The 26871-nt window shown below is 62.0% G+C and carries 28 protein-coding genes; 19 read left to right on the top strand and 9 right to left on the bottom strand.

Annotation, left to right across the window (positions count from 1 at the left end; translation table 11 throughout):
* Nucleotides 1–11: 11 nt before the first annotated feature.
* Nucleotides 12–1325 carry a M24 family metallopeptidase gene (locus tag NKH05_RS16280; protein WP_352640497.1) on the top strand — a complete coding sequence of 438 codons (1314 nt, stop codon included), beginning with the start codon at nucleotides 12–14 and terminating at the stop codon, nucleotides 1323–1325.
* Nucleotides 1326–1434: 109 nt separating this feature from the next.
* On the opposite strand, the gene NKH05_RS16275 is transcribed toward NKH05_RS16280, so the two are convergent.
* Together NKH05_RS16275 and NKH05_RS16270 are read right to left on the bottom strand one after the other, a co-directional pair.
* The gene (locus NKH05_RS16275; RefSeq protein ID WP_353025746.1) at nucleotides 1435–2235 is read right to left on the bottom strand and encodes a phosphate/phosphite/phosphonate ABC transporter substrate-binding protein; all 801 of its coding nucleotides are present in this window, start codon (nucleotides 2233–2235) and stop codon (nucleotides 1435–1437) included.
* 83 nt (nucleotides 2236–2318) lie between these two features.
* Entirely contained in the window at nucleotides 2319–3329 is a 1011-nt protein-coding gene (locus NKH05_RS16270) for a fatty acid desaturase (protein WP_031194273.1), read from the bottom strand.
* Nucleotides 3330–3557: 228 nt separating this feature from the next.
* On the opposite strand from NKH05_RS16270, the gene NKH05_RS16265 reads away from it, so the two are divergent.
* Both NKH05_RS16265 and bmt read left to right on the top strand, forming a co-directional pair.
* The gene (locus tag NKH05_RS16265) at nucleotides 3558–4400 is read left to right on the top strand and encodes a helix-turn-helix domain-containing protein (protein WP_023719945.1); all 843 of its coding nucleotides are present in this window, start codon (nucleotides 3558–3560) and stop codon (nucleotides 4398–4400) included.
* 88 nt (nucleotides 4401–4488) lie between these two features.
* Complete coding sequence (gene bmt / locus NKH05_RS16260) at nucleotides 4489–5505, top strand: betaine--homocysteine S-methyltransferase (protein WP_023719944.1); 1017 nt, start codon at nucleotides 4489–4491, stop codon at nucleotides 5503–5505.
* A 147-nt stretch (nucleotides 5506–5652) separates the two neighbouring features.
* Here bmt and NKH05_RS16255 read toward each other — a convergent pair whose 3' ends face one another.
* Together NKH05_RS16255 and NKH05_RS16250 are read right to left on the bottom strand one after the other, a co-directional pair.
* A complete protein-coding gene (locus tag NKH05_RS16255; RefSeq protein ID WP_352495950.1) occupies nucleotides 5653–7773 on the bottom strand; it encodes a vWA domain-containing protein in 2121 nt (706 codons plus the stop codon).
* A 2-nt stretch (nucleotides 7774–7775) separates the two neighbouring features.
* Entirely contained in the window at nucleotides 7776–8336 is a 561-nt protein-coding gene (locus NKH05_RS16250) for an RNA polymerase sigma factor (RefSeq protein ID WP_023719942.1), read from the bottom strand.
* Between the two features lie 304 nt (nucleotides 8337–8640).
* On the opposite strand from NKH05_RS16250, the gene NKH05_RS16245 reads away from it, so the two are divergent.
* Nucleotides 8641–8922, top strand: a complete 282-nt coding sequence (locus NKH05_RS16245; protein ID WP_031194271.1) for a hypothetical protein — start codon at nucleotides 8641–8643, stop codon at nucleotides 8920–8922.
* Between the two features lie 45 nt (nucleotides 8923–8967).
* Here NKH05_RS16245 and NKH05_RS16240 read toward each other — a convergent pair whose 3' ends face one another.
* Together NKH05_RS16240 and NKH05_RS16235 are read right to left on the bottom strand one after the other, a co-directional pair.
* Nucleotides 8968–9654 (bottom strand): hypothetical protein, encoded by a 687-nt coding sequence (locus NKH05_RS16240; RefSeq protein ID WP_031194270.1) that lies wholly within the window; start codon nucleotides 9652–9654, stop codon nucleotides 8968–8970.
* 89 nt (nucleotides 9655–9743) lie between these two features.
* Entirely contained in the window at nucleotides 9744–11318 is a 1575-nt protein-coding gene (locus tag NKH05_RS16235) for a trimethylamine methyltransferase family protein (protein WP_023719938.1), read from the bottom strand.
* Nucleotides 11319–11626: 308 nt separating this feature from the next.
* Here NKH05_RS16235 and NKH05_RS16230 point away from each other — a divergent pair, with 308 nt between their 5' ends.
* The gene (locus NKH05_RS16230) at nucleotides 11627–12325 is read left to right on the top strand and encodes a cobalamin B12-binding domain-containing protein (RefSeq protein ID WP_023676506.1); all 699 of its coding nucleotides are present in this window, start codon (nucleotides 11627–11629) and stop codon (nucleotides 12323–12325) included.
* An 81-nt stretch (nucleotides 12326–12406) separates the two neighbouring features.
* Here NKH05_RS16230 and NKH05_RS16225 read toward each other — a convergent pair whose 3' ends face one another.
* Nucleotides 12407–12547: an entericidin A/B family lipoprotein gene (locus tag NKH05_RS16225; RefSeq protein WP_023676507.1), complete on the bottom strand. Its 141-nt coding sequence runs from the start codon at nucleotides 12545–12547 to the stop codon at nucleotides 12407–12409.
* A gap of 64 nt (nucleotides 12548–12611) precedes the next feature.
* Between NKH05_RS16225 and NKH05_RS16220 the strand changes: the two genes are divergently transcribed.
* Nucleotides 12612–13241 carry a DUF1638 domain-containing protein gene (locus NKH05_RS16220; RefSeq protein WP_023719937.1) on the top strand — a complete coding sequence of 210 codons (630 nt, stop codon included), beginning with the start codon at nucleotides 12612–12614 and terminating at the stop codon, nucleotides 13239–13241.
* A gap of 4 nt (nucleotides 13242–13245) precedes the next feature.
* On the opposite strand, the gene NKH05_RS16215 is transcribed toward NKH05_RS16220, so the two are convergent.
* Nucleotides 13246–14160: an NAD-dependent epimerase/dehydratase family protein gene (locus NKH05_RS16215; protein WP_023719936.1), complete on the bottom strand. Its 915-nt coding sequence runs from the start codon at nucleotides 14158–14160 to the stop codon at nucleotides 13246–13248.
* 121 nt (nucleotides 14161–14281) lie between these two features.
* Between NKH05_RS16215 and NKH05_RS16210 the strand changes: the two genes are divergently transcribed.
* The 10 genes from NKH05_RS16210 to NKH05_RS16165 all read left to right on the top strand — a co-directional run bounded on the left by NKH05_RS16210 (nucleotide 14282) and on the right by NKH05_RS16165 (nucleotide 23786).
* Nucleotides 14282–14857, top strand: coding sequence for a DUF4893 domain-containing protein (locus tag NKH05_RS16210; protein WP_352856322.1), 576 nt, complete (start codon nucleotides 14282–14284; stop codon nucleotides 14855–14857).
* Nucleotides 14858–14939: 82 nt separating this feature from the next.
* Nucleotides 14940–15722: a formyl transferase gene (locus tag NKH05_RS16205; RefSeq protein WP_023719934.1), complete on the top strand. Its 783-nt coding sequence runs from the start codon at nucleotides 14940–14942 to the stop codon at nucleotides 15720–15722.
* 47 nt (nucleotides 15723–15769) lie between these two features.
* Nucleotides 15770–16681, top strand: a complete 912-nt coding sequence (locus tag NKH05_RS16200) for a fatty acid desaturase (RefSeq protein WP_245278621.1) — start codon at nucleotides 15770–15772, stop codon at nucleotides 16679–16681.
* A gap of 236 nt (nucleotides 16682–16917) precedes the next feature.
* Complete coding sequence (locus NKH05_RS16195) at nucleotides 16918–17220, top strand: virulence factor (RefSeq protein ID WP_023719932.1); 303 nt, start codon at nucleotides 16918–16920, stop codon at nucleotides 17218–17220.
* Nucleotides 17213–17836 (top strand): methylenetetrahydrofolate reductase C-terminal domain-containing protein, encoded by a 624-nt coding sequence (locus NKH05_RS16190; RefSeq protein WP_023719931.1) that lies wholly within the window; start codon nucleotides 17213–17215, stop codon nucleotides 17834–17836. The genes NKH05_RS16195 and NKH05_RS16190 overlap by 8 nt, the downstream gene beginning before the upstream one ends.
* Nucleotides 17833–18924: a methylenetetrahydrofolate reductase gene (locus NKH05_RS16185; RefSeq protein ID WP_023719930.1), complete on the top strand. Its 1092-nt coding sequence runs from the start codon at nucleotides 17833–17835 to the stop codon at nucleotides 18922–18924. The genes NKH05_RS16190 and NKH05_RS16185 overlap by 4 nt, the downstream gene beginning before the upstream one ends.
* Before the next feature lie 80 nt (nucleotides 18925–19004).
* On the top strand, nucleotides 19005–19979 hold the full coding sequence (locus NKH05_RS16180; RefSeq protein ID WP_023719929.1) for a methyltetrahydrofolate cobalamin methyltransferase: 975 nt from the start codon (nucleotides 19005–19007) through the stop codon (nucleotides 19977–19979).
* Nucleotides 19980–20092: 113 nt separating this feature from the next.
* A complete protein-coding gene (locus NKH05_RS16175) occupies nucleotides 20093–22162 on the top strand; it encodes an ASKHA domain-containing protein (protein WP_023719928.1) in 2070 nt (689 codons plus the stop codon).
* A gap of 188 nt (nucleotides 22163–22350) precedes the next feature.
* Nucleotides 22351–22533 carry a hypothetical protein gene (locus NKH05_RS16170; protein ID WP_023719927.1) on the top strand — a complete coding sequence of 61 codons (183 nt, stop codon included), beginning with the start codon at nucleotides 22351–22353 and terminating at the stop codon, nucleotides 22531–22533.
* A 269-nt stretch (nucleotides 22534–22802) separates the two neighbouring features.
* Nucleotides 22803–23786: an alpha/beta hydrolase gene (locus NKH05_RS16165; RefSeq protein WP_023719926.1), complete on the top strand. Its 984-nt coding sequence runs from the start codon at nucleotides 22803–22805 to the stop codon at nucleotides 23784–23786.
* A 6-nt stretch (nucleotides 23787–23792) separates the two neighbouring features.
* Here the strand turns inward: NKH05_RS16165 and NKH05_RS16160 are convergent, their stop codons facing one another.
* Nucleotides 23793–24692 (bottom strand): LysR substrate-binding domain-containing protein, encoded by a 900-nt coding sequence (locus NKH05_RS16160; RefSeq protein ID WP_023676521.1) that lies wholly within the window; start codon nucleotides 24690–24692, stop codon nucleotides 23793–23795.
* Between the two features lie 230 nt (nucleotides 24693–24922).
* Here NKH05_RS16160 and NKH05_RS16155 point away from each other — a divergent pair, with 230 nt between their 5' ends.
* From NKH05_RS16155 to NKH05_RS16145, 3 genes are all read left to right on the top strand, one after another.
* Complete coding sequence (locus tag NKH05_RS16155) at nucleotides 24923–25108, top strand: hypothetical protein (RefSeq protein WP_023719925.1); 186 nt, start codon at nucleotides 24923–24925, stop codon at nucleotides 25106–25108.
* Nucleotides 25109–25430: 322 nt separating this feature from the next.
* The gene (locus NKH05_RS16150; RefSeq protein ID WP_198030510.1) at nucleotides 25431–25577 is read left to right on the top strand and encodes a hypothetical protein; all 147 of its coding nucleotides are present in this window, start codon (nucleotides 25431–25433) and stop codon (nucleotides 25575–25577) included.
* A gap of 348 nt (nucleotides 25578–25925) precedes the next feature.
* On the top strand, nucleotides 25926–26864 hold the full coding sequence (locus NKH05_RS16145; protein WP_302895626.1) for a GlxA family transcriptional regulator: 939 nt from the start codon (nucleotides 25926–25928) through the stop codon (nucleotides 26862–26864).
* The last annotated feature ends 7 nt before the right edge of the window (nucleotides 26865–26871 follow it).

Below are 26871 nucleotides of genomic sequence, written 5' to 3'. Positions count from 1 at the left end.
ATCGCAAGATCATGCCGTTCGAGCCGGAGGACTCGATCGATGCGCTGCGCAAAAAATCGCGCCTGAAGGCCGCTGAACTCAACCAGCATCTGCTGGGCTATGGTGCGCTGGCGGAAGCCGAGTGGCAGGCGGCGGGTATTGACGCTCCTGACTTGCGCGCCATGCGCCGATACCGGCTCGAGCGCATCCGCGCCGAGCTGAAGCGCCGCGACTATGCGGGAGCCCTGCTCTACGATCCGGTCAACATCCGCTACGCGACCGATGCGACCAACATGCAGCTCTGGGTCGCGCACAATCCGACCAGGCATTGTTTCGTCGCCACCGATGGGCCGGTGGTACTGTTCGACTATTTTTCCTGTGAGCACCTTTCCGACCATTCCGGCGTCGTCGACGAGGTGCGGCCGGCGGTGTCGTGGGCGTATCTCTACAGCGGCGAGTTGACCGGGCAAAAAGTCCGCCGCTGGGCAGCCGGCATCGCCGAGCTGGTACTGGAACATGGCGGCGGCAATCGCCGTATCGCGGTCGATCACATCAATCCCGAGGGCATCGAGGAACTCGCCCGTCTCGGCATTTCGACCGGCAATGGCGAGGCGGTGATGGAAAATGCGCGGCTGATCAAATCGCCCGACGAGATCCTTGCCATGCGCCGGGCGATCGTCGCTTGCGAGGCGGCGATGGGCGAGATGGAGCAGGCGCTGAGACCTGGTATTTCCGAGAACGAATTGTGGGCCGAACTCCATCGCGGCAACATCGCGCGCGGCGGCGAATGGATCGAAACCCGGCTCCTGTCGTCGGGTCCGCGCACCAATCCGTGGTTCCAGGAGTGTTCGTCGCGGACGATCGAGGCCGGCGATCTCGTCGCCTTCGACACCGACCTGATCGGTCCTTACGGCTTCTGCGCCGACCTGTCGCGCACCTGGCTTTGCGGTGACGCGCCGCCGTCGCAGGAACAGCGTGACCTGTTTCAGATCGCTGCCGACCAGATCGCCCACAACACCGAACTGATGCGGCCGGGCATATCCTTCCGCGATCTCGTCGAGGGCTCGTCGGTGCCGCCGGGAGACTGCTTCCCGGCGCGCTACGGGGTGCTCTATCACGGCGTCGGCCTGGCCGACGAATACCCGACATTGCCGCATGCCGGCGACTGGACCGACGACACGCCGGACGGCGTGCTTGTGTCAGGCATGGTGCTGTGCGTCGAGAGCTACATCGGCAGGCTTGGCGCCTACGAAGGCGTCAAGATCGAGGAACAGATCCTGATCACCGACACCGGCAACGAGAAGCTTTCGACCTATCCGCTCGACAATCGGCTGCTTGGGGGCTGAGCGAACCTAATGCATGTCGCGCAAAAGTGTGCAGCGGTTTTGCGATAACGACATGCGTAAAACAAGAATTTAAAGCGCGTCGCATGAGGCCGACCGGACGCGACGCGCTTTATGTGAGCGCCTCGATCTCCTCGCGCATCATGGCGACGATCGTTTCCGGCGTCCTGCTGGCCGTGATGAACGGCAATCCTTTGCGCCGCCTTGTCCAGCCGACGACCGTCATCTTCTGCGCTGCAGGCTCGAAACGCTGCGCCAGCGCCCAGCTCTCGCAGTCGATCGCCGCGACGTCGGCCCTGCCCTCGGCAACAGCAACAATCGAAGCGCGGTGCCCCCAGCTTTCGCTCAGCGCGGAAAAGATATCCAAACTCTCGCCCAGTGCTTGCAGGTCGCGTGTCGGCGCGATGATGCCCGACATGGAATCGAGGCTGTTGAAGGTGAAACGTTTGCCGCGAAGCTGATCGAGCGGAATGACGGCGCCGCCGTCGGCCGGCGACCTTGCCGGCGGTGCCTCGCCCGCCCTCATGACGATGGCGCTCGAATAGAGTTCGCCCTGTCCGCCCTCAAAGGCGTCGTAGCGCGGCTGGCCGACGAGGTGGACACGCTGCGACAGGCCGAGTTCCATCGGTCCCCAGCAGGTTTGCGCAAAGAGCAGCGCCGGGTGCAGCCAGAGCCGGTGAAAATCCAGTTCGTCCAGCGGCAATGTCGCCGGATCGGGCGCGATGAGTTTTCCCTTATCGTCGCGAATACCGCCAGGCACCGGGGGCAAATCGCCATTGCGGCGGATAATCGTCTCCGGCGCATCGATGCCTTTTTGTCTGAAAGCATCGCGCAGCCGCGCCCATTCTGCGTCGACCTCGTCCCGCGCTTCCGGCCAGTCGTACATCGGCAAAGCCGCAATGAATTCGCTCATGCCGGGATTTGACCGTTATGCAGGGAAATTGACAAGGTCAGGAAAGCGTTGCCCGCGCGGCAGCGCCTGCAATGCCGCGAGGATCATTCCTTCGGCGGCTCGGCGGGTACCGGTGCGCTGCCAAGCCCATTGAGGCTGCGTGCCCTGACGCGCGGCTTGAACGCGCGTCCTGGTTCCGGCATGCGCCGCAGCACGGGATGGACGATCGGTTCCTTCGCCTTGAAGGCATAGGCCTTGAGCAGCGCGAAATAGTTCGGATAGGCGTAGCCATTGTTCATCCGCAGCCACTCGTCGCGGCGGTCGCGAAACAGCTTCGGCAGCCTGTACCAGGCCACCGTCGGGCTCTTGTGATGGACGAAATGCAGATTGTTGTTGAGGAACAGGAAGGACAGCGGCGAGCGCTCGACGATGATCGTGCGGCCTTCCGGATGTTCAGACCATTGATGCTCGGCGTAGGTGCGGATCGAAATCAGCGACTGCCCAAGCCACACCGGCACCAGTATGTAGAGCCACAACGGCATGCCGAAGCCGAACTGCACGACAGGCAACACTACGGCGAGGCCGATCGCATGCAGCAGCCATGCCTTGCAGATGGAATTGTCGCCCGCGGCAACCTGCCTGGCGTCGTCGATGAAGAAGCCGATGCAGGAGAGCCACGGACCGAGCACCAAACGCCCGAGCATCGTGTTGTTGACCTTCAGCAGGAACTTCATAGCCGACGGCAGCTCTTCGTGCTGCCAGAGCGCCTTGTAATAGCTTTCGGGATCGTCGAGCGGATCGGTCAGGCGCTCGTCTGCATGGTGGCGCAGATGAATGGTCTTGAACCGGCGAAACGGCCAGACAAGGCCAATCGGCAGGAACACAACGGCTTCGTTGAGCCGCGCGTTCCGGGTTGGGTGGCCGTGCAGGGCCTCGTGCATCAGCGAGGATTGCAGCGCCGCAATCAGGGCCAGAAGGGCGAGCGCCAACAGCGGGTAGGATGGCCAGAGCAGAAAGCCGGTAGCGAGCCAGCCGCCGTAGCAGAAAAGTGCGAGAAACACCGTCGGCCATTCGATGGTCGCCGCGCCATGTCGCCTGTTGCCCATGCTCGTCATGCTATCGACCACTGCCTTCCAGTCGCCGGAACCCGTTTGATTCCTGACAGCATTGTGTCAGGAGCGTTGCATTGCTGCAACGCGATAAAGCGCACAAACTGTTGCGATTGCGCATTTTCAGCTGCATATGTTATGCATTGTAAACAACGCACCGGATTCATTTACGCCTGAAGCTCCGCGTTCGCGGCTTCAGCGCAAATTTTTCCTCCTATCGGGTGGGGTGGCGATTTGGACAAGCGCGACCTGTCGACGATCTTTCGCGAGCGCCTGAAAATGCTCTTGACAAGGTCCGATCTGAACCAGTCGGCCTTCGCCGCCGCGGTTGGCATCGACCGTTCGGCGCTGTCGCAGCTGCTCTCCGGCGCCTCGACCCGCCTTCCCCGCGCCGAAACGCTGCTCAACATCGCCGCCGAATTCAAAGTCTCGCTCGACTGGCTGCTCGGCCTCAGCCAGGACGAGGGCGTCACCGGTGAAATCCGCGAGAGCCTTGAGATCGAGGAGGCGCCGGACGGCTTCGACCGCACGCTGCTGGCTCGCTGGCATGCCGAGGCGGCGGGAACGAAAATCCGCTACGTCCCGGCCGGCATTCCCGATCTTCTGCGCACCGAGGCGCTTGTCGACTATGAAGCCGTCATCGCCAACAAGAGCCGCGAGGCACAGGCCGGCGAAACGCAGTACCGCATCGACTACAACCGACGGCCCGAAACCGACATGGAAGTCTGTATGCCGCGCCACACGCTGGAGATCTTCGCGCGCGGGCTGGGCGTGTGGGACCGCTTTCCGGAGGCCGACCGCCACCAGCAGCTCCTGCACATGGCGACGCTACTCGACGACCTCTATCCCACCTTCCGCCTGTTTCTCTATGACGGGCGGATGCGCTATTCGATCCCGTACACCATCTTCGGGCCCTATCGCGCAGCCATTTACGTCGGCGACATGTATCTGGTGCTGAACGCCACGCAGCCGATCCGCATCCTGACCAGCCATTTCGACAATCTGATCCGTGCCGCGGACGTCAACGCGCATGAAGCGGCCAGCTTCACACGAAAGCTGGCGGAGATGCGATTTTGACCGGTTGCTCTCCGTGTCGACATTGACGGCACATAAAGAATTCTTTATATCCTTATCTCAGTTATTCTTCCGGGAAGGCGTATTTCACATGACCAATCCGATCGACGCTCTGCTTGCCGAAAAGGGCGTCCTGCTCGCCGATGGCGCCACCGGCACCAATCTGTTCGCGATGGGCCTTGAGGCCGGAGAGGCTCCTGAGCTCTTGAACGAGACCGCGCCCGACACCATCACCAGCCTGCACCAGAACTTTGTCGATGCCGGCGCCGACATCATCCTGACCAACTCTTTTGGCGGGACCCGCCATCGGCTCAAGCTGCACCATGCGCAGGACCGCGTCCACGCACTGAACAAGCGCGCCGCCGAGATCGCAAGCGCCGTCGCCGGCAAGGCCGGCCGCAAGGTGATCGTGGCCGGCTCAGTCGGCCCGACCGGCGAATTGCTGGTGCCGCTCGGCGCCATGACCTATGACGAGGCGGTCGAGGCCTTTGCCGAGCAGATCGAGGGCCTGAAGGCCGGCGGCGCCGAAGTCGCCTGGATCGAAACCATGTCGGCGCCGGACGAGATCCGTGCCGCCGCCGAAGCCGCCATCCGCGTCGGCTTGCCCTATACCTATACCGGCTCCTTCGACACCGCCGGCCGCACCATGATGGGGCTGCTGCCGAAGGACATCCACGGTGTCGTCGACGGCCTGTCGCAGACGCCGCTCGGTGTCGGCGCAAATTGCGGTGTCGGCGCCTCCGATATTCTCGCTTCGCTGCTCGACATGACCGAGGCGAAGCCCGAGGCAACGGTGATCGTCAAGGGCAATTGCGGCATCCCCGAATTTCGCGGTGCCGAGATCTACTATTCGGGCACGCCCGAGCTGATGGCCGATTATGTGCGCCTGGCCGTCGATGCCGGCGCCAAGATCGTCGGCGGCTGCTGCGGTACCTCGTTCCAGCACCTTGCCGCCATGCGCAAGGCGCTCGATGCGCACACCAGGTCGGATCGCCCGACCGTCGAGCAGATCGTCGAACGCATCGGCCCGATGCGCAACAAGCAGGCGACGGTCAACGTCGCCGAGACCAGCGAAGCCCGCCGCGAACGGCGCCGCGGACGCGCCTGACGCTTTCGGCTGCGACGCGGTCCGCGAAGCGGTGCAGCCACGAAAAAAGGCCGGCAAGGTTTCCCTCGCCGGCCTGCCTCACCCGCCCGTAGGCCGGTTCCCCCTGTCAGAACGATCCCATCTGAAAGAAACCGGCCATCATTGCCACTACCGGTTACCGCCGAGCGCCGAGGCAAGGCGCACAAGCGAGAGGAACTCGGACCGGTACCCAAACGGGTCGGCTCCTCTGGCGGCGGTGGCAATCTCCATGATCTTGTCGTAGCCGAACTTCGCGGTCGCATCCTCGTCGCGCAGCTTCTGGCCGAAGGCAGCGACGGCAACGGAGAAACGCTGGTCGGTGCTGGCCTGGTCGAACGACGCCACCTCGTTGGCTGACGTCACCGGCGTGGTGATCAGCTTCGAAGTGTCCTCGTTCGGCAGCTTGTAGCGGATTTTGACGAAGGCATATTCGTCGGCATTGGCGACACCGCCATTGTTCACCGAGGCCTGGCCATAGCGCAGCTGATCGATCTGTTCGCCGCCGCTGCCCTTAGGCGTGATCTCGTAGATCGCGGTGACCGAATGGCCTGAGCCGATCTCGCCGGCGTCGACGCGGTCGTTGTTGAAATCCTCGCGGTTCAAGGCGCGGGTCTCGTAGCCGATCAGCCGGTATTCCGAGACCTTGTTCGGGTTGAACTCGACCTGGATCTTCACGTCCTTGGCAATGGTGAACAGTGTCGAGGAGGCATCCTCGACCAGCACCTTCTCGGCCTCCGCCAAAGTGTCGATATAGGCGGCGGTGCCGTTGCCGTTCTGGGCGATGGTCTGCATCATCTGGTCGTTCAGGTTGCCGCGGCCGAAGCCGAACACCGACAGGAACACACCTGTCTTGCGCTCCTTTTCGATCAGCCGCTTCAGGTCGTCGTCGTCGGTCTGGCCGACATTGAAATCACCATCGGTGGCGAGCATCACCCGGTTGATACCGTCCTTGACGAAGGATTTCTGCGCCAGCCTGTAGGCTTCCTTGATGCCCGCCTCGCCTGCCGTCGAGCCGCCGGATGTCAGGTTGTCGATGGCAGCGAGGATCTTGTCCTTTTCCGAAGCCTTGGTGGGCTCCAGCACGGTACCGGCATCGCCCGCATAGGTGACGATCGAGACGGTATCGTCGGGTCTCAGCTTGTTGACCAGCAGCCGAAAGGCCGACTGCAGGAGCGGCAGCTTGTCCTGCTCGTTCATCGAGCCCGACACATCGATCAGAAAGACCAGATTGGCCTTGGGCTGCTCGGCCGGCTTCACGTCGAAACCCTTGATGGCGACATGCATCAGCCTGGTGTGCTCGTTCCACGGAGTCGGCATGACGCTGACGGTCGAGTTGAACGGCGTCGAGGCGGAGTCCGGGCCTTTCCAGTCATAGGGGAAGTAGTTGACCATCTCCTCGACGCGCACCGTATCGGCCTGCGGGATAAAACCTTCCTTCAGCGAGCGCCGGACGAAGGAATAGGAAGCGGTGTCGACATCGATAGAGAACGTCGAGACCGGGTCTTCGAGTGCGGCATGCACCGGATTGGTCTTGAAATCCTCGACCCGGTCACGGTTTTCCTCTCGCGGCAGCATCTGGTCGGCCGGCGCAGCGGCAGGCTGCTGTGCCATCAGCTTGGACTCGGCAACCGTGCCAGGCATGCGTCCGACCCGCGCGCCACCATCGACTGCCGGAGCCACGGAGTTTGCACCGCCATCCAGCGCAAACTCGCCGCTCTGCGCCGGTTCGGGTGCATTGCGGGTGAGCACATCCTGCTGCGTCAACCCGCCGACCGCGGTCGATTCCGCTTTCGGCGGCGATGTCGGCGCCACAAGCGCCTCGCCGGCGTCGCGGCTTTCGCTGTCGGCGTCCGCCTTCTTCTGCTTATCTGCTTCGGCAACAACCGGCGGTTTGACGGTCGCCGGCTTGTCAGCCAGCGTTTCGGTGATCTTATCGTCGCCGCCGAATTCGGGCCCGCCGAATTTGGATTCCCCAAGCATATAGATGGTGGCGTATCCGGCGATCGGCAGGGCAACGAGCCCGGCAATGGCCGGCGTGGCGAAGAGTTTCTTTTGCATGATTTCGCTCCAGAGCCTTTGTGCTCGCTCTGTGAGACGAAGCCCGCCTGCCGATCCTTGGGCGGCCGGTAAAGTTTTTTCTTCCATGTCATAGGCGCGCAGCGCGGCCTGGAGGGCACGCGCCTTTGCATCCGCGTCAGGCGCCGGTGCTGCGATATCGCGCAGCCTGTTCAGTTGCTTGTCGTCGACCATGGTCACACTTCCCCGGCTGAACGCATCAGCGTCTTCAACCGTTTCTTCGCCTCATGGATGTGCCAGGAAACCGTCGTCTCCGAGATCGCCATCGCCTCGGCGGCGGCTGCGTGGCTCAGCCCTTCGCCATAGACCAGCAGCACCGCGTCGCGCTGCTTGTCCGGCAGCTTGCGCACCGCTGCCCAGAGCGCCTCGACCGGGTCTTCCGCCTCGGACGAGGTTTCCCCCGAAATCAGCGCATAGGCGCCATAGGCCTCGGTCTTGGCCGTATCGCGGGCGGTCTTGCGCATCATGTCGCGCGCCGCATTCAGCGTCATGGTGTAGAGCCACGTCGTGAAGGCGCCGCTGCCGTGATAGTCGCGGATCGCCCGGCCGAGCCGAACGCACACTTCCTGGGCGATATCCTCGGCGTCGGCCTTTTTCCCGCACCAGCGATAGGCGGCGCGATAGACGAAACCGTAGTGCCTTTCGAGCAACTTGCCGAAAGCACCCCTGTCTCCGCCCTTCGCCCGCCCGATCAGTTCGGCGTCGGAGGCTTCGCTTTCGTCCAGCATCATCGCCATCATTTGCCTGTTGGACGAAGGCTAATGGCGATTCCTTGGGTGATGGGAAGAATTTTTTGGCGGGCAGTCACGTCGTAATGGTTGGCGCGCCTTGGCCGAGCGTCTCCGCAAACAGCATCGTCAGCCGCTCCCAGTGGCGTTCGGCGCCGGCTGCATCGAAGGCACTATGTGGAGCCGCCACGTTCACAAATGCGTATCGGGGTTGCTTTACGCTGGCTTTGTGCACAATTTCGCCGACTGCCTGCCATGCTATGGCGGCCTGAAGTGAACGGCGCGCTTCAATTTGCCAAGGGACGGAGCTCATATGTGGCTGACGGCATTCCTTGCTTTTTTCGCGGGTGTTTTTGGCGCCAATGGCGTCCCACATTTCGTGAGTGGGATAACCAAGGGTTCCTACCCGTGCGTCTTCGGTAACTCCGCCGTGCCCAATCTGATAGCCGGCTGGGCGAGCTTCGTGGTGGCCCTCTTCGCGTACGGGGCCAACTTCGCACAGTATCCCATCGTCTCGTTGGTCTCTGGTGCCATCGGGGTGCTGCTGATGGGTCTCTTTCACGCGGCGGGGCTGGCTTTCGGCCAAAAATCCTGAGATCGGAACGGTCGACGTCTTTGCGTGCAGCGGGGTCTTGTCTGGCTAGCGCGCGAATGCTGCCATGTGAAAGGCCTGAACCTCGGCCGGATAGCGATAATCGATGCCGTAAGGACAGGCGTTGCGATCAAGGCAGCCGCCGGTCCGGCAAGGTCCGCCGTTTTGCCCACGCACATGCGCCAGACAGGTTTCATGCACAAAACCATCCGCAGAATAAGCCGCGACCGGACAGGATTTCAGGCAAGGTTTTTCCAAACATGTGTCGCAAAGGTGAATCACGTCGCGACGTTCGTGGAGCGCAATCTCGTTCTCGAACAACAGCGCGCCGCGATAGGCATGCCAGAGCCCGTATTGCGGATGCATGAGGATGCCGAGCGGCGACGGCTTCAGCCCCTCCGCCTGCATCGCCCATTGCTGGAACGGCAGATAAGGCCTGTCGGACGGTGACACCGCGCGTGCCCCGAATTTTTCGGCCACAGCGCCGATCACTCCGCGCGACCATCTGTCGAGCGAATCGTCGATCGGCTGTGACTGTTTCTCCAACCAGCGCAGGAAGTGCGGCCAAGGTGCGGCGCCTGCCTGCCCCACCAGCAGGACGGATCTGGCGGCGGCGCCGGAGAGACCGGAAGGTGTCCCCTCACCGCCCGCAAAATTGAAGCCGCCGCGCAGGATGAGGCCGTGGGCGGAAAGCGCGGCCGCGATGGTTTCGACCATGCCGCGCTCGAGAATCATCCCTTCTTGTCCGGGTCGGAGAAGGCGCTCCGCCAGACTTCCTTGTGGATGATGTTGGCGACTTTAGCCCCGCCTGATTCGGGCTCCTTTCAGGTGAAGGCGTCGGCCATCGACGCCTTCTTCCTGGCGATGAAGTCCTTCAGCCCGTCGTCGATGCCCTGGTCGAGATAAGGCGCCTCGTAGCTCTCCAGCCAGCGGCGGGCGAGCTCGTTGGCGCGCTGCGGCGCGGTTTTTTCGCCTTCGGCCAGCCACTGCTCGTAGGAATTGTTATCGGCGATGTTGGAGCGGTAGAACGCGGTCTGGAAATTGGCCTGGGTGTGATCGCAGCCGAGGTAATGGCTGCCCGGACCCACCTGGCGGATGGCATCCATCGCCTGACCGTTTTCCGACAGGTCGACACCCTCGGAGAACTTCTGCGTCATGCCGAGTTGGTCGATATCCATCATGAACTTTTCGTAGCAGGAGGCGAGCCCGCCCTCGAGCCAGCCGGCCGAATGCAGCACGAAATTGGTGCCGGCGAGGATCGTCGAATTCAGCGTGTTGGCGCTCTCATAGGCCGCCTGCGCATCGGGGATTTTCGAAGCACAAAGCGAGCCGCCGGTGCGGAACGGCAGCCCGAGCCTGCGAGCAAGCTGGGCGGCGCCATAGGAGACCAGCGACGGCTCCGGCGTGCCGAAGGTCGGCGCGCCCGACTGCATTGAGATCGACGAGGCGAAGGTGCCGAACAGTACCGGCGCACCCGGCCGGATCAGCTGTGTGAACGACGCCCCGGCCAGAACCTCGGCCAAAACCTGGGTCAGTGTGCCGGCGACCGTCACCGGGCTCATCGCCCCGGCAAGGATGAACGGCGTGACGATGCACGCCTGGTTATGGCGCGAGTAAACTTTCAGCGCTCCCAGCATGGTCTCGTCGAAGACCATCGGCGAGTTGGCGTTGATCAGGCTGGTCAACACCGTGTTGTTCTCGACGAAATCGTCACCAAACACGATCTTGGCCATCGCCACCGTATCTTCGGCGCGCTCGGGCGCGGTCACCGAGCCCATGAACGGCTTGTCCGAATATTTGATATGGCTGTAGACCATGTCGAGATGGCGCTTGTTGACCGGCACGTCGACCGGCTCGCAAACCGTGCCGCCCGAATGGTGGATCGATGGCGCCATATAGGCAAGTTTTACGAAATTCCGGAAATCCTCGATCGTCGCGTAGCGCCTGACGCCGTCGAGATCGCGCACGAAGGGCGGTCCATAGACCGGCGCGAACACGGTCGCGTTGCCGCCGATCTGCACCGAGCGCTCGCCGTTGCGGGCGTGCTGGGTATAGACGGACGGAGCGGTCTTCAACAGCGAGCGGCAGAGGCCCTTGGGGAAATGCACCCGCTCGCCCTTGACGTCGGCGCCCGCCTCTTTCCAAAGCTGCAGTGCCTCGGCGTCGTCGCGGAAGATGATGCCGATCTCTTCCAGCACCGTGTCGGTGTTCTTTTCGATCAGCGCCAGGCCTTCCTCGTCCAGCACTTCATAGACGTTGATCTTGCGCTTGATATAGGTGAGCTGTGTACCGGGGCCGCCGCCCGAACGTGCAGCCCGGCGCGCTGCGGCGCCACCGCTGGCAGCGCGCCCGCGCCGTGCGTTTGACGCTTCCTGATCGACCGGCGCGTTCTCACTCATAATCGTTCTTCCCTGGCTTTCGTTCTGGCCTGATTTGCTTTGGCCGGGCTCTTGTTCCGGCCTGAAATCCATTTGCAGCCGCATATTGCGGTCTCTGGCCGGATCGTAGCCATGCACCTTATTCGAAACGGCCCGCCAGCGCCAACGCCTGTCGCAAAATCGACAAGAATTCCAAGAGATTTACGGTCGCTTTCGTTTTGCGGGAAGTCGCAAATCAGCTATGGACAACCGGCCCGCGCGGGTTAGGTAATGGCGCGATATTTTTAAGCTGCCGCGATAGTTGTAGCCGGCAAGGAGCCTGAGAAAAAATGGCCGACGACGAGATCATCCTTTCGGAACTCTCCGACGACGAGTTGGTGCAGCAGATGCACGACGACCTTTATGATGGGTTGAAGGAAGAAATCGAGGAAGGCACCAACATCCTTCTCGAGCGCGGCTGGGCGCCTTACAAGGTGCTGACCGAGGCTCTGGTCGAAGGCATGCGCATCGTCGGCGAGGATTTTCGCGACGGCATTCTGTTCGTTCCGGAAGTGCTGCTGTCGGCCAACGCGATGAAGGCCGGCATGTTCATCCTGCGTCCGTTGCTTGTCGCCACCGGCGCGCCGAAGCAGGGCAAGATGGTGATCGGCACCGTTAAGGGCGACATCCACGACATCGGCAAGAACCTCGTCGGCATGATGATGGAAGGCGCCGGCTTCGATGTCATCGACCTCGGCATCAACAATGCGGTCGAAAAATATCTCGATGCCATCGAAAAGCATCAGCCCGACATCATCGGCATGTCGGCCCTGCTGACGACGACCATGCCTTACATGAAGGTCGTCATCGATACGATGAAGGAAAAAGGCATTCGCGATGATTATGTCGTGCTGGTCGGCGGCGCGCCGCTCAACGAGGAATTCGGCAAAGCCGTCGGCGCCGACGCCTATTGCCGCGACGCCGCGGTGGCGGTCGAGACCGCCAAGGACTTCATGAAGCGCAAGCACAACGTCCGCGCTTCGGCCTGAGTCAATAAATTCGGCACCGACGAGAAAAGCCGCGCCTTGCAGTGCGGCTTTTTTATTCCCAAATGTTTGAAATCGTGCAGATCAGGGTTTCTTGACGGTATCGTCAACCGCCTTCGCAGTGGATTTGATATCCTTACCGACGCCGCGCACCGTGTTGGCGCAGGCCGAAACAGCCAGGGCGCAGGCGAGAATAGCGATTGGCGCAACGCGGAACAATTTCATGATTGGTGTCTCCCTCAGAATATAAATTCGCTGGACAGCAACGAAGATGGATTAGACTGGTTCCATGACTACCGCGCGAAAACAACAATCCGATCAAGGCGACAGGCTGCTCGTCATCGCCTGCGGGATGATTGCGCGCGAAGTTCTGGCGGTCAAGGAGCAGCTCGGGCTCGACCATCTCGACCTGACCTGCCTCCCGGCGGAGTTCCATTTCTATCCGGACCGCATTGCGCCGGCCATGGACAAGGCAATCGCCAAGGCCAGGGCTGACGGCTACAAACACATCTTCGTCGGCTATGCCGATTGCGGCACGGGTGGCCTGCTCGACCGGATCTGCGAGAAGCATGGCGTCGAGCGCATGGCCGGGCCGCATTGCTTTGCCTTCTACCAAGGCATGGATGCCTATGCGAAGGTTGCCGATGACGACATGATGTCGTTCTACATGACCGATTTCCTCTGCCGGCAATTCGATGCCTTCTTCATGAAGCCGCTCGGCCTCGACAAGCACCCGGAGCTGATCAAGGACTATTTCGGCAATTACGAGAAGCTGATCTACATCGCCCAGACCGACGACCCGGAACTCGACAAGGTCGCCGAAAAGGCGGCGAAAATGCTCGGCCTCGCCTATGAGCGCCGCTCGACCGGCTACGGCGACCTGACGAAGGAACTGGCTGGGGCCTCAGCCCTGGCCTGACACTTTAGGCACCGTTTTCTTCAGCTTCGAGCCCAGCGAGCACATCGGCAAAGCTCGTCTTGCAGACGAAATCCAGCCGGTCCCTCGCCCGGGACGCATCGTAGACCCGGTTGATCGACGAAAACATCGTCCAGCCTTTCTTCAAGTAGAGTGCCGGATAATCCGGAAAATAGCGCGCGACGATCGACGGTGCGTCGGCGATCAATGCCGCGCAATCGTCGGGCTGGAAAGGTGTCGGTGCCGAGATGATGAAGGTGTCGAAGCCCAATTGCGGCGCTTTCTCCAAGGCAGCGATGTGGGCGTCGGCAGCATCCTCCACCGTCAGCCGGCGAAACAACAGCTCATTGGCCTTGGTGTTGGCGTCCGACTGTTCGATCACATGCGCCATATCGTCTGCTTCGGGAAAGAAGCGGGCGGTGCGCAGTACGATCACCGGCAGGCCGAACTGGATATGGTAGAGCCGACAAAGATGTTCCGCCGCAAGCTTTGTCACGCCGTAGATGTTGCGCGGTTCAGGCGACATGTCTTCCGTTAGCCAAGCCGCCCTGCCGGGCAAGCCGGCGCGGATGGCCTGGGTAATCATCAGCGATGTCGTCGACGTGAAGATGAAGCGCTGAACGCCGAAAGTTGCCGCCGCATCGAGCAGGTTGAGCGTGCCGCGCACATTCGTCTCGACGAAATTCTCGTTGCGATGATGTTCGATGTCAGGCTTGTGCAGCGCGCCACTATGGATGATGGCCTCGATGCGGTTCTCCTCGACCGCCCTCATGACCAGGTCGCGATCGGCGACTGAGCCGACGATTCGCGTTTCCGAGGATGGGACGGGATCGAGGCCAGTGACGTCATGGCCGAGAGTCCGCAGGCGTGGCGCCAAGGCCCTGCCCAGCCAACCCGACGATCCCGTCAGCAAGATCCGCATTCTTTCCACCTCGTTTCTGCTGTCGATGCTCAAGCAAGGATGACAGAGCGCGGCGAAACATTAAGGTATGCGCCAGACAAGAAAACAGGCTGCTCCAGTCATCAAAAGGGAAACGCCACCAATGATCGCTCGCCTTATGTTTGCCGTAGCAGCTGTCCTCTGCTTGACGTTGCCCGCGTTCGCCGATGGCGAAGTGCAGAAGCTGATCACCGCTGCCGACAAGGCGCGCCTCGACAAATATGGCGAGACGCGCAAGGCAGCGCTTGACGAGGCGAAGGCCGGCGATCCCGCCGAGGTCAAGCAGCTCGACGCCTTGCTGGCAAAGCCGCTGGTTTCCTTCTCCGACAAGGACCTGACCGGCAATTGGCAATGCCGCACCATCAAGGCCGGCGGATTGAGCCCGCTCGTCATCTATGGCTGGTTCAAATGCAAGGTGAGCGACGACGGTTCCGGCTGGAGACTGGAAAAGATCACCGGTTCGCAGCGCACCAAGGGCCGCTTCTTCGACGATGGCGAGAAACGCGCGATCTATCTAGGTTCCTTCTACGTCAACGACGAACCGGCAAAGCCCTACGGCAGCGGCCCGGAAAGCGATCAGGTCGGCTATGCCTTCCGCCACAGCGCCAGCGAATGGCGCATCGAGTTCCCGGCGCCCCACTACGAATCGAAGCTCGACATCCTCGAATTCAAGCGCTGAGCCCGCCCCCGATCACCAAGGGTTAACCCGGTCAACCTAGCATTCGCGCACAAAGAACAGCTCTTTGCGGGGGTCGCGAAGCATGGCACGGTCGAAAACAAACCAACGGCCGATCGTCGTCGTCACCGAAGGCGGCCCGCATATCTGGGCGATCGTCAACGCCATCGCCGACCACCTCGCGCCTGTCAGCGTCATCCTCGAAACCCCTGAATCCAAAAGGCAATTGCTTCTCGGGCGGGCGCGGCGGCAAGGCTGGACCTCGGCCATCGGTCAACTCGGCACGATGATGCTGACCCGGCTCGGCAAGCGCTTCTTCGCCGGCCACGCAGCACGGCTCGCCGCCGAGCAAAAGCTGCAAACCGAACCGAAGCCTGGGCAAAAGATCGTCCAGGTCTCGTCGGCCAACGCGCCGGAGTGCCTGCAGGCGATCGAGAAAATCCAGCCGGGTGTCGTGCTGCTCGCCGGCTGCCGCTTGCTGTCGCGGCAGACGCTGGCGAAAATCCCTTGCCCGGTCCTCAACTACCATGCCGGCATCGCCCCGAAATATCGTGGCATGAACGGCGGCTATTGGGCGCTGGCTTCAGGCGATGCGGAAAACTTCGGCACCACCGTGCATCTGGTCGACGCCGGCGTCGACACTGGCGGGGTGTTGCGGCAGGCACGCGGCAAACCCCAACCTAGCGACACTATTTCAAGCTACGCGTTGCGGCAGGCGGCATTCTCGCGCGACATCTGCGTCGAGGCGGTCAGGGATGCGCTGGCCGGCAAGCTCGGCACGGTCGATCCCGGTCTGCCTTCGAGACAATGGTATCATCCGACGGTCTGGTTCTATCTCTGGACCGGGATAAGAAACGGCGTCTGGTGACACGCGCGCCGATTTACCCGACAGCCACCCGCCGCTAACATTGCATCATGAGCGACATCGACCACCGCACCATCATTGCCGGTCTTTCGGTTGAGGAACGTCGCGACCTCACCGCCCGGGTCGACGGGCCAGGCATTGTCCGGCTGGCCGTCCATGGCGGGCTGGTTGTCGTGCTGGGCGCACTGATCGCCGCCCGCATCCCGTTCTGGCCGCTTCTCGTCTTGCCGCAGGGGATCCTGATCGTCTTCTTCTTCACGCTGTTGCACGAGACCATCCATGAAACGGCGTTCAGAACGGCGTGGCTCAATCGCGCTGTTGCCGCCGTGGCCGGCTTCTTGATCCTGCTGCCGCCCGCATGGTTCCGCTATTTCCATTTCGCCCATCACCGCCACACCCACGACCCGGACAACGACCCCGAACTGATGGCGCCGAAGCCGGAGACCATCAGCCAATATCTGCGCTATCTGTCCGGCGGCCCCTATTGGATAGGCATGGCTCGTGTGATCGCAACCAATGCGGCGGGCCGCAACCGCGACGGCTTTGTGCCGGAAAAGGGCCGCGGCAAGGTGGTTATTGAAGCGCGGCTGTTCCTGATCGGCTATGCGGTGTTGCTGGCCGCATCGCTCGCCGCACAGTCGGCGCTGCTGTTGTGGGTCTGGATCGTGCCGGTGCTGGTCGCACAGCCGTTTTTGCGGGCCTACCTGCTGGCCGAGCACGCATTGTGCCCGCATGTCGCCAACATGCTCGAGAACACCCGCACCACCTTCACCACAAGGCTGGTGCGCTTCGTGGCTTGGAACATGCCGTACCATTCCGAGCACCATTCCTATCCGGCCGTTCCCTTCCATCGCCTGCCGCGCTTCCATGAGATCATCGCGGAGCATTTACGCACGACCGAACGAGGTTACGTGCGCTTCCACAGGAAACTGGTCGGCAGCTTCGATGGCCGCGCCGGCTGACCAGTGCTGGAAGAGACTCCGCTTTCAGCCGCAGCCGTCGATTGCGTCGCTTTTGAAGGCCCCCGCGTCGTCCCATAACAAGCAGCCCAACAGCGCTTCCGGCAATGCTCGAAACCACTGCATCGGCCCAAAGGATCGGAATCGATCTTCGGAGGGCACGATGCAGCGGAGTTAGGTGGTAGAGCATCGTTTGTGCGTTCGATTGGACGCGCGGCGCTCTCCAGGAGCAGGAATTCATGGCCGATCTGATCGTCGTCTACTGGCGCGACATCCCCGCCCAGGTCATCATCAAGAAGGGCCGGCAGAACGCCAAGCGCGAACTGCCGCTGCGCTTCACCGAGGCGATCGACATGTGCGCCATGCGCACCGGCGCCGGCGGCACCGACGACTATCTTGCCGAATGGCGCAAGGCAGAGCCCGTCCCAGTCAGTGACGATCTTGAAGTCGAGGCCGAGAAGGCTCTTCAGGAGCTCGATGCGAAATACGACCGTGAGCGGCTGGTCGCTCTGGTCAAGGCGGGCGGCAAAGAAAATGTCTGATCCCCAATCAATGCCGGCGACGACGGCTCAAGGCGGCGTGACCCAGGCGACAATCGTCAAGAAGGCGGCGCCGAAATCCGACTACAAGCCGGCTGACGTGTCGCCGCAGCGGCGCGTGCAGCGCTCGTTTGCGGTGCGGCTTTGGTCGGTGCGGCATTCGCGGCTGCTCGAGTGGTTCTACGCCAAATTCGCCGACATGTTCCTGACTCTCCACCCGCTATGGAAAGGCATCGGCTACAGCCGTGTCGAAGGGCCGGTGAAATTCGTCGAGAAGCGCGTCAAGGGCTTCATGTTCGACTGCCGCATGTGCGGTCAGTGCATTCTTTCCTCGACCGGCATGTCGTGCCCGATGAACTGCCCTAAGCAATTGCGCAACGGCCCTTGCGGCGGTGTGCGCGCCAACGGCAATTGCGAGGTCGAGCCTGATATGCCTTGCGTCTGGGTCAAGGCCTGGGAAGGCTCGCAGAACATGGTGCATGGCGACAAGATTTTGGACGTGCAGAAGCCGGTGGATCAGTCCTTGCGCGAAACCTCCGCCTGGCTGCGGGTGACCGCGCAGGCCGCGGCCGCCCGCAATGCGGCCCAGAATACTACGAACACCGGAGCGTCGGCATGATCGGCCGTCAGCCAGACGAGAATCCGGCCGGCATCCATTTGCCGCTCGATCCCCTGCCCGGTCACACCTCGCGCGGCCGGCTTGAGCGGGTCCTGCGGCGCGGCGAGTTCGCAGTGACGACCGAGCTCAATCCGCCCGACAGCGCCGATCCGGAAGACGTCTACAACCGCGCCAGGATTTTCGACGGCTGGGTCGACGCGATCAATGCCGTCGACGCTTCCGGGGCCAACTGCCACATGTCGTCGGTCGGTATTTGCGCGCTGCTGACCCGCATGGGTTATGCCCCGATCATGCAAATCGCCTGCCGCGACCGGAACCGCATCGCCATCCAGGGCGACGTGCTGGGGGGTGCCGCGATGGGTGTTGCCAACATGCTGTGCCTGACTGGCGACGGCGTGCAGGCCGGCGACCAGCCCGGCGCCAAGCCGGTGTTCGATCTCGACTGCATGTCGCTGCTCGAAACCTGCCGCATCATGCGCGATAACGGCAAATTCCTGTCCGGCCGCAAACTCACCACGCCGCCGCAGCTTTTCCTTGGCGCGGCCATCAACCCGTTCGCGCCGCCGATCGATTTCCGGCCGTATCGGCTGGGCAAGAAGATCGCCGCCGGCGCGCAGTTCGTGCAGAGCCAGTACTGCTTCGACGTACCGATGTTCCGCACCTACATGCAGAAGGTCCGCGACCTCGGCTATACCGAGAAATGCTTCATCCTGTGCGGAGTCGGGCCGCTGGCCTCGGCCAAGACGGCCAGATGGGTCCGCTCCAACGTGCCGGGCATTCACATTCCCGATCAGATCGTCAAGCGCCTGGAAGGCGCTCAGGATCAGAAGAAGGAAGGCAAGCAGCTCTGCATCGACATCATCAATGAGGTGAAGGAAATTCCAGGTGTGTCCGGCGTCCATGTGATGGCCTATCGCCAGGAAGAGTATGTCGCCGAGATCGTCGACGAGTCCGGCGTGCTGAAGGGCCGCCGGCCGTGGAAGCGCGAAATCCGCCGCGACGACCAGCTCGTTGCCGACCGGCTCGACCACATACTGCATGACGACCTCACCGAAACCCAGGTCGACATGGTCAAGACCGCGCATTGACAGCGCGAATCGTCAGCATTCGCTTGATCAGAAACAGATAACGATATAAAGAACTCTTTATATCACGATGGAGAGATTTCATGACCCGGACCATCGTCGCCTCGGCGACACGAGAAATCATCATCGGCTTCGATCAGCCCTTCTGCGTGATCGGCGAGCGCATCAACCCGACCGGCCGCAAAAAGCTGGCCGCCGAAATGATCGCGGGCAATTTTGAGACCGTCATCAGGGATGCGCTGGAACAGGCCGCCTGCGGCGCAACCATGCTCGACGTCAATGCCGGCGTCACCTCGGTCAACCCGAACGAGACCGAACCCGGCCTGCTGGTGCAGACCCTGGAGATCGTGCAGGGCCTGGTCGACCTGCCGCTGTCGATCGACTCCTCGGTGACCGCGGCGATCGAAGCGGCGCTGAAAGTCGCCAAGGGCCGACCGCTGGTCAACTCCGTCACTGGCGAGGAGGAAAAGCTCGAGGCCATCCTGCCTCTGGTCAAGAAATACAACGTTCCGGTCGTCGCCATTTCCAACGACGAGACCGGTATTTCGATGGACCCCGACGTGCGCTTTGCCGTCGCCAAGAAGATCGTTCAGCGCTGCGCAGACTTCGGTATTCCGGCGCATGACGTGGTCGTCGACCCGCTGGTCATGCCGATCGGCGCGTTGGGCGATGCCGGCCGCCAGGTGTTTGCACTGCTACGCCGCCTGCGCGAGGAGCTCAAGGTCAACACCACCTGCGGCCTCTCTAACATCTCGTTCGGCCTGCCGCACCGTCATGGCATCAACGCCGCCTTCATTCCGATGGTGATCGGCGCCGGCATGACCTCGGCGATCATGAACCCGGTGCGGCCGCAGGAAATGGAAGCGGTGCGTGGCGCCAATGTGCTGAACGGCACCGATGAGAACTGCACCAACTGGATCAGGACCTACAAGGATTACAAGCCTGCCGAAGGCGGCCAGGCCGTTGCCGCCCGGACGCAGGTCAACGCGCCGGGCGATGGCAATGGCAATGGCGGACGCAGGCGCGGCGGCCGCGAAGCGCGGATGGCCCGGGGTTGAGCCATGGCTTGGCCGACACGATATGGGGCTTAGGACTGGGGAGGAACCGAAACACTGCGGCATCGCTGCCGCGGCCAAGACCTGAGCAGCGTAGAAAGTAAAGTCTGGAACGTATGAACTCTCCCGTCAACATCACCGATCCGCTCGTGCTGTTCATGCCGTCTGGCAAGCGGGGGCGGTTTCCGGTCGGCACGCCGGTGCTGGATGCCGCGCGCCAGCTCGGTGTCTATGTCGAGAGCGTGTGCGGCGGGCGTGCCACTTGTGGGCGTTGCCAGATTGAGGTGCAGGAAGGCAATTTCGCCAAGCACAAGATCGTTTCCTCCAACGACCACATCTCGCCCAAGGGCGCAAAGGAAGAGCGCTACGAGCGCGTTCGTGGGCTGCCCGAACGCCGCCGCCTGTCCTGCTCGGCGCAGATTCTCGGCGATCTCGTCGTCGACGTGCCGCAGGACACCGTCATCAACGCGCAAACCATCCGCAAAGACGCCGACACCAGGGTCATCGCCCGCGATGCGGCAATCCGCATGTGCTATGTCGAGATCGAAGAACCCGACATGCACAAGCCGCTCGGCGACCTCGACCGCCTGAAAATCGCGCTGATGAAGGACTGGGGCCTCAAGAGCCTCGATTTCGATTTCCATCTGTTGCCGCAGGTGCAAGGCATTTTGCGCAAAGGCAACTGGGCAGCGACCGCCGCCATCCACAAGGACACCGACAGCGAGACCGCACGGGTCATCGCCTTGTGGCCAGGCCTCAAGAACGAGGCGTACGGGCTTGCCTGCGATATCGGCTCGACCACGATCGCCATGCATCTGGTGTCGTTGCTATCGGGCCGCGTCGCCGCCTCGTCGGGTACATCCAATCCGCAGATCCGCTTCGGCGAGGATCTGATGAGCCGCGTCTCTTACGTGATGATGAACCCGGACGGCCGCGAAGGCATGACAGTCGCCGTGCGCGAGGCCATTTCGGGCCTCGTCGACAAGGTCTGCGCCGAAGGCAGCGTCCAGCGCAACGACATACTGGATTCCATTTTCGTCGGTAATCCGATCATGCACCATCTGTTCCTCGGCATCGATCCGACCGAGCTCGGCGGCGCTCCCTTCGCGCTAGCGATCTCCGGCGCCGTCCACATCAAGGCATCGGATATCGGCCTGAAGCTCAACCAGGGCGCCAGGCTTTATATGCTGCCTTGCATTGCCGGCCATGTCGGCGCCGATGCGGCGGCGGTGACGCTGTCGGAGGGGCCGCACCGCCAGGACGAAATGATGCTGATCGTCGATGTCGGCACTAATGCCGAGATCGTGCTCGGCAATCGCCAGCGGGTCGTGGCGGCATCCTCGCCGACCGGCCCGGCCTTTGAGGGCGCGGAAATCTCCGGCGGCCAGCGCGCCGCACCGGGTGCCATCGAGCGCGTCCGTATCGATCCCGAAACGCTGGAGCCCAAATATCGCGTCATCGGCTCGGAACTCTGGTCCGACGAGCCGGGCTTCCTCGACAGCGTGCAGGCGACCGGCGTCACCGGCATCTGCGGCTCCGGCATCATCGAGGTAGTCGCCGAGATGTATCTCGCCGGCGTCATCTCCGAGGACGGTGTCGTCGACGGATCGCTGAGCGCCCGCTCGCCGCGCGTCGTCGCCAACGGCCGCACCTTCTCCTATGTGCTGAAGGAAGGCGGGCCCAAGATCACCATCACCCAGACCGACGTGCGCGCTATCCAGCTTGCCAAGGCCGCCCTTTATGCCGGCACCAAGCTTTTGATGGAAAAGCAGCACACTGATCATGTCGACCGCATCCACTTCGCCGGTGCATTCGGCTCGTTCATCGACCCGAAATACGCAATGGTGCTGGGCCTGATCCCGGATTGCGACCTCGACAAGGTCTCGGCCGTTGGCAATGCGGCCGGCGCCGGTGCCCGCATGGCGCTGTTGAACCGCGGCTATCGCCGCGAGATCGAGGAAACCGTCAGCAGGATCGAGAAGATTGAGACGGCCCTGGAGCCGAAATTCCAGGAGCATTTCGTCTACGCCATGGCGCTGCCGAACAAGATCGACCCGTTCCCCAAGCTTTCGGCGGCGGTCAAACTGCCGCCGCGCAAGACGGTGAGCGAAGACGGCATTGCCGGCGACGCCGCCCCGCGGCGGCGTTCGCGCGAAGGCCACGCCGCGCGGCGCGGGCGGGGATGACTCGCCCCCGCTAGGCCTGTCATACCTTCCATTTTCATTTGTATGCAAATGTTTCCAGATCGCGCCGATCTGGAAACGAAATCGCGTTTTCGTGAAATCCGCCAGATACATAGGCGGTGCATTTAACCGGCATCGAACGGCAGGCAGAACCAGTTTCCGGCCACCGCAACGCTCCAAAGGAGATCAAGATGTCGATGTTCGAAAGCCTCGGCCGCTATGGTGCGGCCTTCAAGAAAGCACGCGAAGCGCGCAAGTCACTGCGCATCCTGAACAGCCTGCCGCCTGAGATCCAGAAGGACATTGGCTGGCCGGTGTCGCCGCGATCGAGCAAAAAGCAGCTTTCGGTCGGCTGGGGCATGCAGCGCGGATGAAATTTACCGACAAATGCAAGCTGCTCGGTATTCGCCGGGGCCGCAATGCGGCTCCGGCTGCACCCAGCAATTGGCTGCGCGCCGCATTACTGCCCCGGCGTTGAGCTGCGCCGCTGGGCCAGGGACTCCATAGGCCGGACACTTTGTCGCCGGCCGGGATCAAACCACCGTGTTGAGATCGCATAAATCTTGACTTTTTTGGTGGCGACACAATCTTCGAAATAGTCGGGGGTTCTCTTAGTCGGCTCAGCCGAAGTCCGTGTATCTGTATGCCCAGCCTCAAAAGCCACGTCGTGTCGTTCGTCCTCAGGTACAGCCGCAAGAAGGCGTTTTCCAGCCCGGAGAACCTGCAGCGCTGGATCGCCTATGCGCGCAAGACTGAAAACCATCAGCCGCCTGCGTCGCTGCAGTCGCGCCTGGAGATCACAACCCGCACGATCAGCGGCTTCCCCGTCTACGAGATCGCGCCCAAGGCTGGCGAGCGGAGGCGGATTCTCTACCTGCACGGCGGCGCTTACGTCTTTGAAATCACACCCTATCATTGGCGGCTGATCGCGGACATGGCCGACCGTCTCGGGTTCGGCATCACTGTGCCGATCTATCCCATTGCTCCCGAACACGATTTCCACGCCATGTTCGGCATGGTCGGCGCCGTCTACCGCCAGATGTTCGGCGAAACCGGGGCGAATGACATCATCTTCATGGGCGATTCCGCCGGCGGAAACATGGCCGTCGTGCTGACCATGATGGCTGCGCAAGACGGCCTGCCCTTGCCATCACGCCACGTGCTGATTTCGCCCGGCCTCGACGTGTCGCTCGCCAACCCAGAAATGTATGAGGCTGAACGCAACGATCCGTGGCTGGGCATTGCTGGCGGCCGCGAGGCGATCCGGCTTTACAGCGCCGGTATAGATCCCACCGACTGGCGCATCAGCCCGGTTTACGGCGACCTGTCGGTGCTGCCCAAAACGTTGCTGCTGACCGGTTCACGCGATCTGCTCACCCCCGACAATCTGATCTTCGCTGAAAAGGCACGCGCGGCCGGCGTCGAAATTGAGGTCGTCCACGAGCAAGGCATGTTCCATGTCTGGCCGTTGATCGACATGCCGGAGGCGCGACGCGCGCGGGACAGTATAGTGGCCTTCTTGACCAACGAAACTGACAGTTATCATGCCACGGCAGGCGTGTTGTCGCTGCAGAGGACAGACCGCGACGGAACCCCTCGCGATCTGGTTGCGCCGCTCAGGTCGTAGTTTGGGTCAGAACTTCCCAGTTTCCCTGAACATCTCAAACGTCGCGCGGATATGGTCGGCGACTGCCTTCACCGGCGCGCTGGCGTCTGGCGTCACCACCATGGCGAGATTGTAGGTGCCGATGTCAGGCATACCGTCCTTCGGGCACAACTCGACCATGTCACTGCCGAGGAACGATTTCGGCAGCGGCGCGACTGCAAGATCCGCCATGATCGCGGCGCGCTGGCCGGCCGTGTGTGCGCTCATATAGGCGATGCGGTAGTTGCGGCCCTCGCGGCCAAGCGCCTCCAATGCCCCTGCCCGCCAGGCACAGCCCTCTTCCCACAATGAGACCGGCAGCGGCTCGCGCAGATGCGCGCAACCGCCCTTGGCACCGGCCCAGACGATCGGCTCTGTGAGCAGCACTTCGGCGCCGATCGCGCTGGTCTTGTAGGAGTTGGTGAGCAGCGTGATGTCGAGCGCCCGGTCGTCCATGCGCCGGCGCAAATTGACGCTCTGGTCGATGGTGACGTCGACTGCGATCGATGGATGCGATTGTGCGAACCGCTTCAGCACATGCGGCAGCACACGTTCGCCGTAATCGTCCGGCGAGCCGAGCCGCACCACCCCGACAATGTCTGGAATGATGAACTTCGACACCACCTCGCGATTGATCGACAGCAGCCGGCGCGCATAGCCGAGCAGCATCTCGCCATCGGTGGTCAGCGTCACCGAACGGGCGTCGCGCGCGAACACCGAGCGGCCGAGAATGTCCTCCAGCTTCTTGATCTGCATGGAGACGGCCGACGGCGTGCGGAAGACCGCATTGGCCGCAGTGGTGAAACTGCCGGTCTCGGCGATTGCGACGAAAGTGCGCAGAACATCGAGATCGAGCAGCGGCAGTGGATGATTGAGTGGGGCGTTCATGGGGAGCGACCTTCAATTTTTCTGATGCAAACCATCATTCCATTTCGTTTGATTGAACATCAGTTTGGGAGGATAGTCAACTCCATCGAAGGCAAGACACGTAGAAGTGGTCCCGAAACAACCATGACACGGACCTGCAATCGACACGAAATGAAGCTGAAACAAACCCGGTGTACCGCCTGACGCTGCAAGCGCCGGGACAATCCCGGCCCAACGCGAAGGAGAATGAGATGTCTATCCTGTCATCCATCGGTCGGATCGCGACCGAGTTCAGCGAGGCCCGTGCCCGCTACCAGACGGAACGCGCCATCCGCGCGCTGCCGATTGAACTGCAGAAGGATATCGGCTGGCCCGAAGCTGCCGATGCCAAGACTGGCACTCGCCATGGTGTGGGATCTTGGGCCGGAGCAAAGTAACCGTGTGTATCAACAGCTGAAGGCCTGCCGCGCAGATCAGCCCGGCAGGCCTTTTTGTTTGTATTCAAATGATTTCCCCGAGCCATGTCGCCGCCGCATGACGCATATGAGCAAGTCGCATAGCAGCCCGCGCCGGCAATCAACACGTTGTAAATAATCGTAAATCCTGGGCAGAATGCCCAAATTTGTCGCATTCCGTGTCGCTTTTCATATCAAGTGCTTCGCTTTTGCGATTTAGTTTCCCCTCACCTAAGCCTATATCATCATCAACAAACGAGCTGCCCCACTCCATCAAGCGAAGGCGACCCGTCTGAGCAACCGAATGGAGATGATCATGAAGCTTTTTGCCCGCCTCTTTGCCCGCCGCGAAATGAACCTGACGACCGCGCTCGAGCGCCAGCGCCTGGCTAACACCATGCCTGGCCAGACCGGTGCCATGGCCGCCGCGCGCCTCGGCTTTGTCGCCTGAAACAGCAAATCTTGGCAGAAGCAGCCTAGCGCTGCTTCGAAGTCGATCCAGCGCCGCTTCGGCTTTGCCGAGGCGGCGTTTTCGTGTGCGCAGACTGTTCGGCTCGTTTGGACAATCCGGCGGCACGTTGTGCCCTTCGCCGCATAGCGATTGCCCATTTGCGACCCATGTCGCAAATAAAGTCTTTCCGTTGCCATCTAGCCAATTGACAGGAAACGTTTTTCCTGATGTCGCTATGCTGATCGCGACATCCTGTTCGCGCCATTGCAGCGTGAGGATCTACCCGTGAACGTCGTAAAGCACCCGATCCGGCGATCGTTTGTATTCTTCCTGATCCCCGATTTCACCATGATCGCCTTCGCGACGGCGCTTGATCCGTTGCGTTCGGCCAACCGCATGCTCGGCTATGAAGCCTATCGCTGGCGGCTCGCCAGCATCGACGGCAAGCCGGTGCGCGCCTCGAATGGCGTCGAATGCGCCGTCAACACCTCGCTGGAGGAAGAGCGCAAGAAAATGTCCGGACCGGACCGGCCGAACATGGCCATCGTCTGCAGCGGCATCAATGTCGAGCGCTACCAGAACAAATCGGCCTTTGCCTGGCTGCGCGAGGAGTACAATCGCGGCGTTGCCGTCGGTGGCCTGTGCACCGGCGCGCATATCCTGGCCGCCGCCGGCCTGCTGTCCAACAAGCGCTGCGCCATCCATTGGGAGAACCTGCCGGGCTTTTCCGAGGCGTTCCCCAAGGCCAATGTCTTCGCCGACCTCTTCGAGATCGACCAGAACATCTACACCTGCGCCGGCGGCACCGCCGCGCTCGACATGATGCTGAAGCTGATCGGCGACGATTTCGACGAGAGCCTCGTCAACCGCGTCTGCGAGCAGGTGCTGACCGATCGCGTGCGCAGCCCGACCGACCGCCAGCGCCTGCCGCTACGCGCCCGTCTCGGCGTGCAGAATTCCAAGGTTCTGACCATTATCGAGCTGATGGAGGCCAATCTCTCCGAGCCGCTCTCGCTGATCGAGATCGCTGACCATGTCGACCTGTCGCGCCGGCAGATCGAGCGCCTGTTCCGCACCGAGATGGGGCGCTCCCCTGCCCGTTACTATCTGGAAATCCGCCTCGACCGCGCCCGGCACCTGCTGATCCAGTCGTCGTTGCCGGTGGTCGAAGTGGCAGTCGCCTGCGGCTTTGTTTCCGCCTCGCATTTCTCCAAATGCTATCGCGAACTCTATGCCCGCTCGCCGCAACAAGAACGCGTCGACCGCAAGCAGCTTCTGGCGGCTTGATCCGAGC

It is taken from the genome of Mesorhizobium sp. M1399 (assembly GCF_040317735.1).
GTDB lineage: Bacteria > Pseudomonadota > Alphaproteobacteria > Rhizobiales > Rhizobiaceae > Mesorhizobium.
This window is presented reverse-complemented; position numbering and strand designations above follow the sequence as displayed.